Source organism: Euzebya rosea (genome assembly GCF_003073135.1).
Taxonomy (GTDB): Bacteria; Actinomycetota; Nitriliruptoria; order Euzebyales; family Euzebyaceae; genus Euzebya; species Euzebya rosea.
The window spans coordinates 164,344-180,759 of sequence record NZ_PGDQ01000003.1 but is presented as its reverse complement, the minus strand read 5'-3'; the positions used below and the strand labels follow the sequence as shown (position 1 = coordinate 180,759).

Genomic DNA, 16,416 nt, shown 5'->3' with positions numbered 1-16,416 from the left:
GAGTGACCCGGTCCCGTCGACTGTGTCGAGCCCCGCGCGGGGGCGTTCGGTCAGCTCAGGATGGTGACGTCGTCGACGAAGGCCCCCGTCAGGGAGTCCGCTCCACAGCTGACGGTCTCCACGGAGTCGCAGATCTCGTCAGCGAACACCAGGAACCTGATCTGGATGGTGCCGGCGTCCGGGGTGAAGCGGAGCAGCTGCTCGGTGAACGCCGGGAAGTCGGCGGACACGCCGTAGCTGGCGAGCCGTGTCCAGTCGCTGCCGTCGGCGGACCACTCGACGGCCATCTCGTCGAAGCCGCCGCCCTCCATCTGGACCGCGTACCACCAGGCGATGGCGACCTCGGTGCCGTCGACCTCGATCTCGGGCGAGGTCAGGGTCGCGTTGGCGCCGGAGTTGTACTGGTCCACCTGGAAGGAGATGTCGGAGTCGTGTCCGGGTTCCCCGCGCATCCACATCGACGTGGGCGTGCCGGCGACGGCCGTGGTCCAGCCCTCGGCGTCGTCCTCGAAGCCGTACGGGCCAGCGATGACGTCGGTCGGGGCGGGTTCGCCCGGTTCGACGTCCCCGGGGACGATGGCCTGCTCGGGCGGCGGACGGTAGCCCTCCGGCGGCGGGCAGGCGTCCAGGAGGGCCCGGACCTCGCCCGCGACCGTGTCGGAGATCGCAGCGGTCCCACCGGCGATGCGGGCGGTGATCACTCGGCAGGCGTTCTCGGTGACGAACTCGCCGCTGTCCAGCGACGCGCCCAGGCTGTTGGAGTCGACCAGCACGAGCGTGCCACCCGTCGCGGCCACGGACGGACCGGACGACAGCGCGTCGGCGAAGGCGTCGGCGCGGGCGAGCCACAGGTTGGACAGCCCGTGTCCGTTGGCAAGACCGACCTCGGCCGCAGCCACCGAGGTGGCGAAGCGGTTGGGGCCGGCGACGCGGTCGCCGAGGGTCACGATCCCGTCGAGCTGGTCCTCCACCGCCTGGGACACCGCAGCGGTGCCACCGACGATGCGGGCATCGTCGATGCCCTCCAGCGCGCCGACGGTCTCGCCGGGCAGCCGGTCGGTCTCGGTCAGCAGGATCGGCTGTCCGGCACGTGCGGCGACGGGCGCGATGCTCATCGCGTCGGGCCAGCCCCGCGTCGGGTCGGCGTCGTTGCCCTTGACCACCCACGCGGCGGTCGCGTCGGGCAGCTGCTCGGCGATGCGAGCGGCGGTGCCGAACCGGTTGTCGGCGCCGTAACGGGTGATGTCGGTGATGCCGAGGCCGGTCAGCTCCTGCGCGACGGCGGGGCTCAGCGCGGCCTCGCCACCCAGCAGGACGGCGCTGGTCGCGCCGAGTCGCTGGATCTCCGCGGCGACGTCGGGGTGCAGCGCACCGGAGGCGGTCAGCAGCAGGGGCGCGTCGAGGTCCGTGGCCAGCGGGGCGCCGGCCAAGGCGTCGGCGTACTGGTCCGACCGGGCAAGGACGACCACGTCGGAGGACTCGTACAGGGCGGCGGAGACCGCCACGGACGTGGACTCGCGGGTCGGGCCGGCAAGCCGGACGACGCTGCGCTCGGGTGCCGCGAACTCGGGGAAGTCGTAGCGCATGACGCCACGGCCGTAGACGCCGAGGTAGGCGACATCGGGGTCGTCGGCCTTCATCTGGATGTCCATCACCGGGATGGACAACGCGTCGGCGCCGCCCAGCGGCGCCCACGAGGTGCCCTGCAGGTCAGCGGAGATGAACGCGCCCAGGTCGGTACCGACCAAGAGCTGGCTGCCGCGCTGCTCGATGGACAGCACCGGCGTGTCGGGCAGGTTGCCGGAGATGTCGGTGAACGTCTCACCGGCGTCGGTGGACACGAAGACGTGTCCCTCGCCGACGTCGGTGGCCTCGTCGGCACCGGTTCCCGGCGGGACCCACTTGCGGGTGTACCCACCGAGGCCCGCGTAGACGGTCCGAGCCGTCGGGTCGTACGGGTCGATCTGCAGGTCGGAGATGTAGCGCTCCGGCAGGCCCTCGGCGGCGGCGAAGTGCCAGCCGCTGTCGGTGCCCGGCTCGGGCAGGTCCTGCGACCCGATGTTGGTCGCGATGCCCGAGTCGTACGGGTAGGGCGTCTGCAGGATGTTGCAGGGAGCGCAGAAGCCGACGTAGGTGGCGTCGCCGTACACGTCGATGGCGCTGGCCTGGCGGATCGGCGGTTCGACGTCGGTCTCGTAGTTGGGCTGACGTTCCGTGGCACCCAGCTGCATGGCGACCGACCAGGTCGAGGAGGTGGCCTCGCGACCGGCGAGGTTCTCGATCACGGTGTTGCCGGCGGTGACGATGTGGTCGCTGTTCAGCGGGTTCATCTCCAGCGGCGGGACGAACAGGAACGTGCCGTCGGAGGGTGTCGGCGTCAGGCTGGTGAAGGTCTGGAAGCGGTCGGAGGACACGCCCAGCAGCGAGTTGGTCTGGCTGGATGCGTAGCCGTAGTCGGAGTCCTCGGGATCGATGGCCGTGATCGTGCCGTCGGCGCCCTGGACCTCGTACTGGCGGTTGTCCAGCGTCGGGTCGACCAGCATGGTGCCGTTGTCCTGCAGGCCCGCGAGGGCGGTGCCGTCGTTGGCGACGGCGATGGAGTAGGGCAGCAGCGTGCGCAGGCCGTTCTCCTGCTCCAGGGACCAGGTGCTCTGGCTGGCTTCGTCGCCCTCGCCGAGGATCTGCTTGGACAGACCACCGTCGTGGCCGACGAGCAGGCGGACGCCGCCGTCGGGTTCGCCGTCCTCACCGACGCTGGGAATCCAGATGCCGTCGTGCTGGTCGGGGTGGGTGGTCGTGATGCCGAGGTTGGACGACACGAGGCAGTCGGTGACCACCAGCAGGCAGTCGACGCCGCCGTAGTAGGACCCGATCGTCTGGAAGCTGACCAGGGGGGTGTTGGCCGGGGCGTTGGTGAGCCTGTTCTGGAAGACCTCCTCGAGGCCCATGACAACGCGGGTGGGGACACCGCCGACCTGGCGCGTCGGGTCCGGGGCGATCCACATGTTGTACCAGGACTGCACACCGGGCTCGATGGCCCCGGGGATGCAGAAGACCGACTGGTTGAGGGTGCAGAGGGTGCCCATCTCGTCGTCGTTGGACAGCTCGGTCCACGTCTCGCCGAAGTCGTCGGAGTAGTAGACGCCCAGAAGGTAGGTGGGGTTGGGGCTCAGCAGGCCCGTCGGGTCGACGCCGTCGGGGATCGGGACGTACTGGAAGCCGCCGTTGAACAGCACGGCGTCCTCGATGACGGCGTAGACGATGTCGTGGTCCTGCTCGGCACCGATGGCAGGGCCGAACTCCATGCGGCCGAGGCGCTCCTGACCACCGACGGTGGCGTCGAGGCCGTCGAGACGCTCGAACGTGCCGGCCTCACCGGTGTCGGAGCGGTAGACGCCGTTGCCCTCGGAGTGGATGAAGTCACCCGAGATGTCCTCCAGCCGGCCGGCGCGGTAGCCGACGGCCGCCAGGACCTGGCCACCCTCGGTGTCCTCGCCCACACCGCCGGGCGCCTTGACGACCACGTCGGTCACGAAGTGGGCGTAGTTGCAGGTCTCGATGTTGTAGTCGCCCTGGCAGGTGCCGACGGGAAGCTCGACGTCGACGTAGGTGCGGCCGGCGTCGGCGGAGCGCCACAGGCCCTTGCCCGTCGCGGCGTAGACGATGTTGGGGTCGGTGGGGTCGACCTCGATGGCGAACCCGAGGGTGCCGTCGGGCGGACCCTCTGCGCGGGCCCAGGTCGCGCCGAGGTCGGTGGACCAGAACGCGCCGAGGCCGGTGAAGGCCGACCCGCCGAACGTGTGCTCACCGGTGATGACGACGACGGTGCCGTCGGGACCCCCCGCGGGGGTCCACGAGACACCGGAGGTGATGTTGGTCGGCAACGAGTCACCGATGGAGGTCCAGGACTCACCGAGGTCGGTCGACATCCAGACGCCGGCGGTACCGATCGCCGCGAACAGGCGGTCGTTGGCCTCGTCGTAGAAGAAGTCGTCGATGCGACCCGTGGAGTCGACGATTCCCTGGCCGGAGTCGTAGGGGTCCTCGTCGAAGTTCAGCGGCCCCTCGCCGACGAACGACAGCTCGCCGTCGCTGCCGGGCACGGTGGCGCCGCTGTCGATCAGGTTCTGGCGCTGCTGCGCCGCCGACCAGCGGGCACCCTCGGCGGGCTGCATGAAGGGGGCGCTGGTGCGCGCGTCGGCCTGGGCGTTGCGGAGCGCCAGCTCGGCGAAGGACTCCACTCGGTCGGGCTTGCAGTCGCCCGGGAACTCCATCGCCTCGGCGGGGCCGCGGTACTCCGGCGGCAGGAGGTCCTGCTGGTCCGGTGGCACGAGACGGGCCTCGGGGCCGGTGATCGGGACGGTTCCCGGCGGACACTCGACGAGGGCGTCACCGACGGAGGTGACGGCCACGGCGACCGAGGCAACCACGGCCACGGACGCGAGGACGGCAAGGCCACGAGTGAACACGCGGCGGCTGGCACGAGGCATGCGAAACGCTTTCTGGCAGGCGGAGAGAACTGCGATCAACCGGCCGGGCTGGCGCCGACCGATTCGAGGGATGGTACGCCATGGGCGTGACATCCCTTACGCGGTGACGGTCCCCGAGGTTTCGCCGCGCCGCAGGTCAGCGTGTCATCGGTCGTCGGTGATGCCGTAGAAGCCGGCGGCCGTGTCGTGGAAGACGGCCCGGCGGTCGGCGTCGTCGAGGTGCTCGGTCAGCAGGTCCATCGCGTCCATAAGCGTGGTGAAGTCCAGCGACACCCGGTCCATGGGGAAGTTGCTGGCGACCATGCACCGTCGGGGACCGAAGACGTCCAGCGCGTGGTGCACGAGGGGCCGGAACGCCTCGGCGACTTCCTCGGCGGCGACCGGAACGTCCCGCCGGTGCCAGTCGAACCCGCTGATCGGCATGGCCAGGCCGCTGAGCTTGACGTGGGCCTGCGGCTGCTCGGCCACCGCGGCGATGTCGTCGCGCCAGCGTCCGAGGATCTCGTCGCGTTCCCGCGCCGTCGTCCCGACCCCTGCGAAGGGCCCGCCGAACCCGACGGGGCTGCCGAGGTGGTCGATGACGACCGCGGTCTCGGGGTGGGTGCGAAGGAGGGTGGTCACCGACGGCAGCTGGTGGCCGTAGGCCCACGCGTCGAAGGTCAGCCCCCGCTCCCCCAGGCGGTCGTATCCGCGCCGCCAGGCCGCCTCGGCGGTGCGGTCGGGGCGCGTTGCCCAGTCGACCAGGGCGTCGTTGTCGTTGCCGTGGGCGAGGTAGTCGCGGATGCCCCGGAACCGGTGGCTGGCAGCGTGGTGGCCGTCGAGGATGGCGTCGAGGGACGGCGAGGCGAGGTCGACGCGACCGACGACGGCGAGCAGGTCGGACCCGCAGACCTGCTCCAGCCAGCGGGTCTCGTCGACCACACCCATCGGCCCCTTGGCCTGCCAGTCCGCCTGGACGTGGACGAAGCCGCGGACCCGACGCGGCCGGGTGTCGGCCCGCCACATGCCCGGCAGGTAGGGGTTGAGCGCCGTGTCGGGATCACCGACGAACGCCAGCATCGCGGCCGGCACCGCCTTCTCGGCCAGTGTCCGCAGCAGGCGGGGGTTCCATCCGAGCGCCTTGACCGCGGGGGTCACCGTACGGGGGGTGACCCGTGGGTCCCACTGGTGGATGTGCGCGTCGATCCGCGGCCCGTCGTACATGGCGGGCACTCTACGTCGGGCAGGGACCTCCATGTCCGGACATGTCGACGGGCCGGCCCCGGAGGACCGACCCGTGGACGAAGGCAGCGGGCTAGAGCTCGCCGCAGTCGTCGATGATGACGGGCTCGTCGGTCTGGCCGTTGCGGCTGCCGTGGGACTCGATCTGCTTCACGACGTCCATGCCGTCGACGACCTCGCCGAAGACGACGTGCTTGCCGTCCAGCCAGTCGGTGACGATGGTGGTGATGAAGAACTGGGAGCCGTTGGTGTTCGGGCCGGCGTTGGCCATCGACAGCTGGCCGGGCTTGGTGTGCTTCAGCTCGAAGTTCTCGTCGGCAAACTTGGCGCCGTAGATGGACTTGCCGCCCGTGCCGTTGTGGTTGGTGAAGTCGCCGCCCTGGCACATGAAGTCCGGGATCACCCGGTGGAAGCTGGAGCCCTTGTAGCCGAAGCCCGGCTCACCGGTGCAGAGCTGGCGGAAGTTCTCCGCCGTCTTGGGCACCACGTCGGCGTACAGCTCGAACGTGATGCGTCCGACCGGCGTGCCGCCGACGGACATGTCGAAAAAGACCTGGGGGTTCGCGTTGTCAGTCACGCCGCCGAGCGTAGCCGGGGTGGGGCCGTCGCAGCCCGGCCGACGAGCCACCCCCGACCCGGCCTGTCGCTACAGGCCGTTGAGGGTGCTCCGCAGCCCGGTGGCCTGACGGGTGAGCTCGTCGTCCACGCACTCGGGGCGTTCGTCGACCGCGGACAGCGCGAAGACGAGCTCGTCGCGCAGCGCCGGGTCCTCGCGGCCGGTCCCCACGTAGCTGCGCGCCTCGTCGATGGCGGTGGTCACGATCGCGACCGCGTCCTCGCAGGTGCTGTCGTCGGTCAGGGCCGGCAGCAGGGTGTCGCCGCTGCCGCAGGCCGTCACGAGGACCGCCAGCACGGCCACGGACGCGGTGCGGAGACGGCTGGGGAGGGTGGGGGTCGGCACGACGGCCGACCCTATCGGTTCCCGCCGCGGGCCACCCTCAGTAGCTGGTCCCCGTCACGTACTCCTGCAGCGACTCCGCCTCGGTCCGGAGCTCGTCCATCCGGCTCTTCACGACGTCACCGATGGAGACGATCCCGACCAGGGCACCGCCGTCGACGATCGGCACGTGGCGGAACCGGCCCGTCGTCATGATCTCCACCAGCTCGTCGATCGTGGCCGCCGGGGTGGCGGTGTGCACGCCGGTGGTCATGGCCGTCGACACCGACACCGAGCCGGTGCCGACCCCGTCGGTGCTGGCGAACTGCCGCACGATGTCGCGCTCGCTGAGGATCCCGTCGACGGTGCTGCCGTCCCGCGAGACGACCACCGCCCCGATGTTGTGCTCCGCGAGGAGCGCCGCCGCCTTCGCAAGGGTGGCGGCCGGCCCGATGGTCACCACCTCGCTTCCCTTGCGATCGATGATGTGGGCCACGTTGGTGGACATTGCCGCCTCCATTTCCTCGAGGACGTGTCGGCCGCGCCGACACGGTGTCTCCACCAGCGATCCTCTCACCCCGACCGTGGCTTGTCCCGGGTGCGGACGGGAATCCTCCGCTGGCGCCCGCACCCGGACCCCCACGGGTCTACAGTCGAGGCCCCCGGGGGCCGACGATGGAGACGATCCGAGATGTCCGACCCGCATGCGCTCTACGCCCGCACCGCCGAGTTCGCCCAGTCGGTGCTGGCCGACATCGATCCCGGGCGCCTCGACGACCCCTCTCCCTGTGCGGGGTGGGACGTCCGCGAGGCAACCAACCACCTGATCGGCGGGCAGCACTACTTCGCGGCGTGCGCACGCGGGCAGGGCCTCGAACCCCGGGCCGATGGCCCGCCGGACTTCACCGCCGGCGACATGGTGGCCGCCCATCGGCAGGCAGCCGCCGCCTGCGCGGCAGCCTTCAGCGACGAGGCGATGACGGCGATGCTGCCGACGGTCCGCGGAGAGGTCCCCGGCGGCATGCTCTTCCAGGTCGCGGCGATGGAGAACGTGCTGCACGCCTGGGATGCAGGCCGCGGCGCGGGCCTGTCACCGCAGGTGCCAGACGACATCGCCGAAGCGATCCTCGGAGTGGTCGGGGCGATCGCTGCCAACGCACGGGGTGACGGTGACTTCGCCGAGCCCGTGGAGGTGGGGGACGGCGCCTCCATGACCGATCGGATCGTGGCGCTGTCCGGCCGCACGCCCTGAGGCGACCGCTCACCGGTCGGTGTAGGTGGCCCCTCGCCGTTCGATGAAGCTGTTCATCGACTCCTGCCCGTCGGCGGTCTGGCTGGAGGCGGCCATGGCCTCGATCGCCACGTCGTAGGCCTGGCGTTGCTCCAGTCCGACCTGGGCGTAGTACGTCTGCTTGCCGAGTCCCTTGGACAGCCGGCTCCCCCGGGTCGCGCGGCCCAGCAGGTCCAGGCAGGCCTCGTCCAGGTGCGGTGCGGCGACGGCGCGGTTGATCAGACCCCACGAGGCCGCGGTGGACGCGTCGACGGGATCACCGGTCAGCGCCATCTCCAGCGCCCGCTTGGGCGGAAGCTGGCGGCCGACCGCCACCATCGGGGTGTGGCAGAACCACCCGGCCTTCCCGCCGGGCACCGAGAACGTCGCGCTGTCCACGGCCACGGCGAGGTCGCAGCTGGCCACGAGCTGGCAGCCGGCCGCGAGGGCCGGTCCCTGGACCCGGGCCAGGACCACCTGGGGGATCTGCTGCACCAGCGTCATCATGTCCGCGCAGGTGCGCAGCAGCCGGCGCATGTCGGCGTAGGACCGGCCGGCCATGTCAGCGAAGTCGTGGCCGCTGGAGAACACCGGTCCCTCGCCCGTCAGCAGCACACCTGCCGCGTCGCTGGCAGCCACCTCCTCCAGGGCCCGAGCGAGCGCTTCGATCATCGCCAGCGACAGCGCGTTGCGTCGTCGCGGCACCGCGAGGGTGATCTCGGTGTACCAGTCGTGGGGCTGCGTCCTCACCATCGTGCTCGGCTCGGTCACGGGTCCTCCTCGGTCTCACCCCGTCGACGCGGCAGGACAGCCGGTCGACCGGGGAACGTCGTCGCCGACGATACGCTCGCCGCGATCGGCTCGACGAGGAGAGGCACAGAAGTGATCGGTTCGCCATCCCGCATCGTGCGACGGGCTGCGGTCGTCGCCGCCCTGTCCGTGGCGCTGGCCGCGTGCACCGGCGACGACCCCGTCGTCGAGGCACCCCCGCCCACGGCCGTGGCGGTGCCGTCGGTGGACACGACGAAGTCGCCCTCACCGTCCCTGTCGACACCGACCGAGGACGGTGTCGTCGCGCCCGAGCCGGACGACCCGGCGACCGACCCCGACGGGCTGCCCCCGATCCAGCAGCCGACCTCGACGCCGAACGCCGAACCAGACACCGAGGAGCCGACCGGCAGCGGTCAGGCCGGCTGGGTGTCCGACGTCCGCGTCAGCACCGTCGAGGGGTACGACCGCATCGTTGTCCTCCTCAGCGAGCCCGAGATCGACGGCGTGGCCGGCTGGACCGCCGAGTACGTCGAGGAGTACGTGCCGATCGGCGAGGACGTGCACCCCGACCCGCCGGGTGACGGGACGCTGCAGCTGACACTGCGGAACGTCGCCCTCCCGTTCGACGACCTCGGCGCGGCCTTCCCCACCGGGGTGATCCCCGGGCCGGGCAGCGCCATCACCCAGGTTGACGTCGTCGGCTGGTTCGAGGGCCAGCAGGACATCGTCATCGGGACCGCCGCCGAGGTGCCGTTCCGCGTCTACAGCGACCATCCGCGCCGCATCGTCGTCGAGGTCGCCCACTCCTGACCGGCGGGCCGGCGCGCCGCCTTGACTTCCTGTGTGACGTTCACGTTTAGTTGAGCCACACTCAGGAAGAGTCGAATCGGTGAGGACCACGTGCCCGTATTCCAGTCGAGGATCAACCCCACCAGCCCCGAGTTCCGGGCCAACCGCGCGGCGATGCTGGAGCTGGTCGAGCAGATGCGCGCGCTCCAGCAGCGGGCCGTCGACGCGTCGCATCGCCGGGCCGACCGGTTCGCCGAACGCGGCCAGCTGACCCCACGGCAACGGGTCGCCCGCCTGCTGGATCCCGGCGCCCCCTTCCTGGAGCTCCGCACCCACGCCGGCTACCTGGTCGACACCGACGACCCCGAACGCTCCGTCCCGGGCGCCTCTCAGATCACCGGGATCGGGATGATCGCCGGTACCCGCTGCATGGTGGTGGCCAACGACTCCGGCATCAACGCCGGTGCGCTGACCCGCTCGGGGGGCGCCAAGGTGCTGCGCGCCCAGGAGATCGCCCTGGAGAACCGGCTGCCCCTGGTCATGCTGGTGGAGTCCGCCGGGGCCAACCTGCTGGAGTATCGCGTCGAGCAGTGGGCCGAGGGCGGCAGGTTCTTCGCCAACATGGCCCGCCTCTCGGCCGCCGGGGTGCCCGTCATCACGGTCCTGCACGGATCCTCCACGGCGGGTGGCGCCTACATGCCGGGCATGAGCGACGTCGTCATCGGCGTGAAGGGGCGCGGCCAGGCGTTCCTCGCCGGCCCACCGCTGCTGAAGGCCGCCACGGGCGAGGTCGCCGAGGCCGACGACCTCGGCGGTATCGACATGCACGCCACCGTCTCGGGCCTGATCGAGCACGTCGCCGAGGACGACGCCGATGGCCTGCGGATCGCCCGCGAGGTGATCGGTGCGATGCGCTTCGGCACCGCCCGGATGCCTGCGGCGGACGTGCCCGACGGCGACCCGCCGGTGCTGGACCCCGACGAGATCGCCGGGGTCGTCCCCGTGGACTACCGGACGGCCTACGACGTGCGCGAGGTGATCGCCCGAGTCGTGGACGGCTCGCGGATCCTCGACTTCAAGCCGCGCTACGGGCCCGGCACCGTCTGCGTCGAGGCGGCCGTCTTCGGCCGTCCGGTCGGGATCGTCGCCAACAACGGCCCCATCGACAACGACGGCGCGCAGAAGGCCACCCAGTTCGTCCAGCGCTGCGGACAGCTGGGCACGCCGCTGGTGTTCCTGCAGAACATCACCGGCTACATGGTCGGCACCGCCTCCGAGCGCGGCGGGATGATCAAGAACGGGTCGAAGATGATCCAGGCCGTCACCACCGTCGACGTGCCCCGGTTCACGTTCTTCATCGGTGCGAGCTTCGGGGCCGGCAACTACGGCATGTGCGGGCAGGGGTACGACCCCCGCTTCTCCTTCACGTGGCCCAACGCCAGGTCGGGGGTGATGGGTGCCGAGCAGGCCGCGACGACGATGCGCATCGTCGCCGAGCAGCGGGCGGAGAAGAAGGGAGAACCGCTGGACGAGGCGATGCTCGACGCCTTCGCCGGCCAGATCGTCAACCAGTACGCCGCGCAGGAGGCGGCGCTCGTCACCTCCGGGCTGGGCCTCGACGACGGGCTGATCGACCCACGGGACACCCGCCGTGTCCTCGGGATCGTCCTGGCCACCGCCCAGGAGGGCGACGCCACCGACATCCGTCCCGTCAGCTTCGGGGTGGCGCGGCCATGACGCACCCGGAGAACCCCTCGACCTTCGACACCGTGCTCGTCGCCAACCGCGGCGAGATCGCCGTCCGAGTCATCCGCAGCGCCCGCGCGCACGGCTACCGCACGGTGGCGGTGTACTCCGACGCCGACGCCGGGGCACCGCACGTGGCCCTCGCCGACGACGCCGTCAGGCTGGGGCCTGCCCCGGCCGCCGACTCCTACCTCGACGTCGACGCCGTGATCGCCGCGGCCCGAACCGGCGGCGCACAGGCGATCCACCCCGGCTACGGGTTCCTCGCCGAGAACGCCCGGTTCGCCCGTGCGGTGGCCGACGCCGGTCTGGTGTTCATCGGGCCGACCCCCGACGCGATCGACCTCATGGGCGACAAGGCCGCTGCCAAGCGACGGATGGCCGACGCCGGCGTGCCGCTGCTGCCCGGCTACCAGGGCACCGACCAGTCCGACGAGACCCTGCTGGCCGAGGCCGACCGCATCGGCCTGCCGCTCATGGTCAAGGCTGCGGCCGGTGGTGGTGGCAAGGGCATGCGCTTGGTCACCGACGCCACGGACCTGCGCGACGCGCTGGCCGCAGCCCGCCGCGAGGCCACCTCGGCGTTCGGTGACGACACCCTCATCCTCGAGCGGGCGCTGCTGCATCCCCGCCATGTCGAGATCCAGGTGCTGGCCGACACCCACGGCAACGTCGTGGCCCTCGGCGAACGCGACTGCTCGGTCCAGCGACGCCACCAGAAGGTCGTGGAGGAAGCCCCCTCGCCCGCCATCGACGCCGTCACCCGTGCCGCGATGCAGCAGGCCGCGGTCACCGCGGCGGCCGACATCGGCTACGTCGGCGCGGGGACCGTGGAGTTCCTGCTCGACGTCGAGCGTCGCGACGGCGACCACCAAGCGTTCGCCTTCCTCGAGATGAACACCCGCCTGCAGGTGGAGCACCCCGTCACCGAGCTGGTCACCGGCATCGACCTGGTGGAGTGGCAGCTGCGGGTTGCCCGCGGCGAGGCCCTGGCGTTCGGACAGGACGACATCACCCTGGACGGCCACGCCATCGAGGTCCGCCTCTACGCCGAGGATCCCAGCAACGGGTACCTGCCGCAGACCGGCACCGTCGAGGCCTGGCAGCCGCCGACTGGCGCCGGCATCCGCGTCGACGCCGGCATCGCCGCCGGACAGCAGGTCACCGCGCACTACGACCCGATGCTCGCCAAGGTCATCGCCCACGGGCGTGACCGCGACGAGGCCCGGCGACGGCTCGCCGACGCCCTCGACCGGCTGGTGTGCCTGGGTGTCACGACCAACCGGACGTTCCTCGCACGGGTGCTGCGGCATCCGGTGTTCGCCGAGGGGGGCGCGACCACGTCGTTCCTGACCGACCACGACGTCACGGGTGTCGACCTCGATCCTCGCGACGTCGCGGCGGTGGCCGGCTGGCGGCAGCTGGCCGCCACGGCCGACGCCGAGCGCCGCTCCCCCGGGCTGGCCGGCTGGACCAACGCCACGTGGCTGGTCGACTCCCGCCCGCTGCGGGTCGGCGCCGACGACAGGGTGGTGTCCCTGCAGGCCACCGTCGACGGCATCGTGGTGACCGTCGATGACCAGCGGGTCCTGGTGACGGGAACCCCCGATGCGCTTCGGGTCGAGGGGCGACCCGTCCACCTCACCGTGCATCGCCCGGGCGGGGACCGCCTGCTCGTCCACCTCCCCCACGTGGACCTCGACGTGTCGGATCCGACGGGGCTGCCGCCGGGCGCCGACGACGCCGCGGGCGCCGGGGTGCTCGTGGCGCCGATGCACGGTGCGGTGACTGCGGTGGCGGCCACCGTCGGCCAGCAGGTGGAGGCCGGCAGCCAGGTGGTGGTGATGGAGGCCATGAAGATGGAGCACGTCATCCGCGCCGACGTCGCCGGCACCCTGGTGGAGGTCGTCGACGTCGGGGACCAGGTGGGTGTCGGCGCGGTCGTGGCCCGTATCGACCCGGCCGACACCGACGGCTGAGCCGACAGCCGGGTTTGTCGCTGGCGGCCCATCTGTCCGAAGCTGGCCGCTCCCCCATCGATCCCGGAGTCCACGTGCCCACCGTCACCCTGCTGCGCCACGGCCAGGCCTCCTTCGGCGCCGCCGACTACGACAACCTGTCCGAGCTCGGCCACCGACAGGCCGAGGTTGCGGCCGCCACCCTCGCCGAGCGGGGGTTGCGCAGTCCGGTCGTGGCGAGCGGCACCCTCCGCCGTCAGCGGGACACCGCCGCCCCGGTCGCCCGCGCTTTCGGCAGCCCCGACGGCAGTACCGAGGTCGTGGTGGATGCCCGCTGGAACGAGTACGACCACGTGGCGATGGTCCAGCACGCCGTCACGGCGTCGGGCCGGTCGATGCCGACCGGCGAGCGCGAGTTCCAGGCGGTGCTCGACACGGCGTTGGGCCGCTGGGTGACCGACGACGCCGCCGACGGCTGGCAGGCGTTCAGCGGCGGGGCGGTCGCCGCCCTGCACGACCTCGTCGATGCCCTCGAGCCGGGGCGTGACGCGATCGTGGCCACCTCGGGCGGCGTGATCGCCGCGGTCGCGGCACACCTGCTCGGCGGCGGCCCGGACACGGTGGTCGCGCTCAACCGCGTGGTCGTCAACGCCGGGTTCACCACGCTGCTCGCGGGCCGGTCCGGCCTGTCGTTGCTCGGCTTCAACGACCACGCCCACTTCACGGGCGCCGCGGCGTCGCTCCGCACCTACCGCTGAACCTGCGGGCGGCGACGCCCTGGCACCCCGATGGTCATTTCGGACCATTCGGTACCGTCATATGGGACCATCCTCGTGAACGTTCTTCACTTACGTCGTCCGGCGACCGATACTCCTCCCTGACAGGAACAACGAACCAGGGGTGGGGAGTGGCGAGACGTCGACGACGACGGCAGTACGCGCGGGTGGAGAGGGGGTCGGTGGGCGGCATCGTGGCCGGGTCGCTCCTGGTCACCGCGATGCTGATGGCGCTGACGGGGCCAACGGCGGCCCCGCTGGTGCCGCTCCCGGTGCCGTGGGTGGCGCTGGTGCTCGGCTTCTGCGTCGCCGACGGGACACGTCTCACGCTGCGGCTTCATCGCGAGTGTCGGGCCTTCAGCCTGAGCGAGGTGCCGCTGCTGGTCGGGGTGCTCGCCTCGACACCCGTCGCCGTCGCGACGGCGAGCGGCATCGCGATGCTGGCGTGGCAGCTGTGGGGCCGCAAACCCCTGCGCAAGGCCAGCGTCAACGTGACCATGGCCCTTCTCGAAGCCGGCATGGCCGTGGCGATCACGCGCGTGCTGGTGGAACCGGGACCTTCGCTGCACGCAGGGCACTGGACCGCTGCCCTCGTCGGGATCGTCGGCGCGATGGCGACCAGCGGTCTGGTCGTCTCGTGGGTCCTTGCCGCGGTCGACGGGCCCGGGACGTGGGCGACCTCGCTGCAGGCGCTCGCGGTGTCGCTGGTGTTCTCCGTCGGACTGGCGGGGCTCACCGTCGCCGAGCTGGTGCTCCTCAGCCACCAGCCGACGGCGGGACTGCTGCTGCTCGGACCGGCAGCGGTGGTGGTGCTGGCCCACCGGGCGCACGTGGCGGCGATGGCCGAGAGCGGGCGGGTGGCGTTCGTCGCGCGCTTCACCACCACCATCGCCGCCGCCCAGGGCCACGACGCCGCCCTGCGACAGCTCCTCGACCACGTCGGACAGGAGCTCGGCGCGGGATTCGTGGACGTCCTGCAGATGCACCCCCGCGACGGGACCATGCTGCGGGTCCGACGCGACACCGGCGGGCTGCAGGTCCGCGACACCCTCGGCAAGGACGACACCGCGGCGGTCGCGGAGTACCTCGCCGTCTGCGGGGACGGCGAGATCGTCCACTCCCCTGATGGCCACACGCTGTCGGGGTACCTGGCGTCCGCAGACATCACCGATGCCCTGCTGGTCCCTTTGGGAGACCACGAGACCCTGTCGGGACTGTTCGTGGTGGCGAACCGGGACCCCGAGGCGCCGTCATGGGGCAGGGGTGACCTCGAGATCGCGGTCACCGTCACCCGTCACACGGGCGCGATCCTGCGGTCCGCTGAGCTTGCCTCGTCGTTGTCGGACATGACGGCCGAGCACGGACGCCTGCTCCACGAGAGCCACCACGATCCGCTCACGGGACTGACCAACCGTCGTGGGCTCCTGCGGGCGCTGGCCGACGTCGACGACGGCTCGCCGGTCGCCCTGCTCACCATCGACCTCGACGACTTCAAGGCGGTCAACGACACGCACGGCCATGCGGTCGGGGACGACGTCCTCAGGGCGGTCGGCCTGCGCTTGCGAGCGGTCTCCCGGTCCGGGGACGTGGTCGCCCGGCTGGGCGGGGACGAGTTCGTCGTCCTGCTCGATCCGCCTCCTGACCCGCTCGCGGAGGTCGTGGACCGCGTCGCGTCGACGCTGGCCGAACCCGTGATCGTCGGCGACCGGGTGATCCGGTGCACCGGGAGCGTCGGAGCGGCGGTGGGCTCCGTCGACGGGCTGATGAAGCGGGCCGACGACGCGATGTACCGGGCCAAGCGGTCCCGGGCGACCGCGGCACGGACGTCCGACCGCTCCTCGGCCGACGCCTGACACCGGTCGGGACCTACAGGTGCTCGCCGGCCTCCACCGCGAACGGCAGGGTGTTCTCGGGCGGGGCGATCGGACACGACCAGCGGGAGTCGTGCACGCAGGACGGGTGGTAGGCGAAGTTGAAGTCCAGGACCAGGCGACCGTCGGTCCCACCCAGGTCGGCCGACTTGGCGCCGTCCAGCAGGTACCGCCCGCCGCCGTAGGTCGCCCCACCGCTGGTGGCGTCGCGGAACGGCAGGAACAGCCCGCCGCCGTACTGCCGCAACCAGTAGAGGGTCAGGGACGCCGTGCGGCCGTCACGGTCGATCGCCACAGTGCCCACCGGGTCGGCCATCGTCACGCCGTCGCCGGAGTGGGGCAGCCCCACGGGCTGGTCGTCCGACGGGGGACCGACCTCCACCTCCAGCCGCCAGCTGGGGTCGTGTGCCCAGGTCGGGATGGTGTCGGGTGCGTCGTCCCTCCCGGCCCAGACCCCCTGTGGATGGGTGAACAGCGCGTCCCGTCCCTCGCGCCATCCCTGCCATGCCGTCACCGGGTCCGGCGCCCGTCGCACGTCGGCGTAGAGCTCGGCCATGCGGCGGCGGTAGTCGGCGAGGTCGAGGACC

At 71.7% G+C, this 16,416-nt stretch carries 13 protein-coding genes; 6 read left to right on the top strand and 7 right to left on the bottom strand.

The features are described 5' to 3' along the window. Nucleotides 1-50 precede the first annotated feature (50 nt). From CUC05_RS03805 to CUC05_RS03785, 5 genes are all read right to left on the bottom strand, one after another. Complete coding sequence (locus tag CUC05_RS03805; protein ID WP_108664744.1) at nucleotides 51-4,490, bottom strand: cell wall-binding repeat-containing protein; 4,440 nt, start codon at nucleotides 4,488-4,490, stop codon at nucleotides 51-53. Between the two features lie 144 nt (nucleotides 4,491-4,634). Then, nucleotides 4,635-5,693 carry an amidohydrolase family protein gene (locus CUC05_RS03800; RefSeq protein ID WP_157965175.1) on the bottom strand — a complete coding sequence of 353 codons (1,059 nt, stop codon included), beginning with the start codon at nucleotides 5,691-5,693 and terminating at the stop codon, nucleotides 4,635-4,637. Nucleotides 5,694-5,784: 91 nt separating this feature from the next. Continuing rightward, nucleotides 5,785-6,252, bottom strand: a complete 468-nt coding sequence (locus tag CUC05_RS03795; RefSeq protein ID WP_108664742.1) for a peptidylprolyl isomerase — start codon at nucleotides 6,250-6,252, stop codon at nucleotides 5,785-5,787. A gap of 105 nt (nucleotides 6,253-6,357) precedes the next feature. Next, entirely contained in the window at nucleotides 6,358-6,672 is a 315-nt protein-coding gene (locus tag CUC05_RS03790) for a hypothetical protein (RefSeq protein ID WP_108664741.1), read from the bottom strand. 37 nt (nucleotides 6,673-6,709) lie between these two features. Next, nucleotides 6,710-7,156, bottom strand: coding sequence for a CBS domain-containing protein (locus CUC05_RS03785; RefSeq protein WP_108664740.1), 447 nt, complete (start codon nucleotides 7,154-7,156; stop codon nucleotides 6,710-6,712). Nucleotides 7,157-7,339: 183 nt separating this feature from the next. Here CUC05_RS03785 and CUC05_RS03780 point away from each other — a divergent pair, with 183 nt between their 5' ends. Continuing rightward, entirely contained in the window at nucleotides 7,340-7,900 is a 561-nt protein-coding gene (locus CUC05_RS03780) for a TIGR03086 family metal-binding protein (protein ID WP_108664739.1), read from the top strand. A 9-nt stretch (nucleotides 7,901-7,909) separates the two neighbouring features. Here the strand turns inward: CUC05_RS03780 and CUC05_RS03775 are convergent, their stop codons facing one another. After that, a complete protein-coding gene (locus tag CUC05_RS03775) occupies nucleotides 7,910-8,689 on the bottom strand; it encodes an enoyl-CoA hydratase-related protein (RefSeq protein ID WP_205712113.1) in 780 nt (259 codons plus the stop codon). A gap of 111 nt (nucleotides 8,690-8,800) precedes the next feature. Between CUC05_RS03775 and CUC05_RS03770 the strand changes: the two genes are divergently transcribed. The 5 genes from CUC05_RS03770 to CUC05_RS03750 all read left to right on the top strand — a co-directional run bounded on the left by CUC05_RS03770 (nucleotide 8,801) and on the right by CUC05_RS03750 (nucleotide 15,811). Beyond that, on the top strand, nucleotides 8,801-9,499 hold the full coding sequence (locus tag CUC05_RS03770) for an AMIN-like domain-containing (lipo)protein (RefSeq protein ID WP_108664738.1): 699 nt from the start codon (nucleotides 8,801-8,803) through the stop codon (nucleotides 9,497-9,499). 153 nt (nucleotides 9,500-9,652) lie between these two features. Then, the gene (locus tag CUC05_RS03765) at nucleotides 9,653-11,215 is read left to right on the top strand and encodes an acyl-CoA carboxylase subunit beta (protein WP_108664989.1); all 1,563 of its coding nucleotides are present in this window, start codon (nucleotides 9,653-9,655) and stop codon (nucleotides 11,213-11,215) included. Beyond that, complete coding sequence (locus CUC05_RS03760) at nucleotides 11,212-13,203, top strand: acetyl/propionyl/methylcrotonyl-CoA carboxylase subunit alpha (RefSeq protein WP_108664737.1); 1,992 nt, start codon at nucleotides 11,212-11,214, stop codon at nucleotides 13,201-13,203. The genes CUC05_RS03765 and CUC05_RS03760 overlap by 4 nt, the downstream gene beginning before the upstream one ends. Before the next feature lie 74 nt (nucleotides 13,204-13,277). After that, nucleotides 13,278-13,940, top strand: coding sequence for a histidine phosphatase family protein (locus CUC05_RS03755; protein ID WP_108664736.1), 663 nt, complete (start codon nucleotides 13,278-13,280; stop codon nucleotides 13,938-13,940). Between the two features lie 200 nt (nucleotides 13,941-14,140). Further along, nucleotides 14,141-15,811, top strand: a complete 1,671-nt coding sequence (locus tag CUC05_RS03750) for a diguanylate cyclase domain-containing protein (RefSeq protein WP_108664735.1) — start codon at nucleotides 14,141-14,143, stop codon at nucleotides 15,809-15,811. A 13-nt stretch (nucleotides 15,812-15,824) separates the two neighbouring features. On the opposite strand, the gene CUC05_RS03745 is transcribed toward CUC05_RS03750, so the two are convergent. Next, nucleotides 15,825-16,385, bottom strand: a complete 561-nt coding sequence (locus CUC05_RS03745) for a DUF1684 domain-containing protein (RefSeq protein WP_108664734.1) — start codon at nucleotides 16,383-16,385, stop codon at nucleotides 15,825-15,827. Nucleotides 16,386-16,416: the final 31 nt, after the last annotated feature.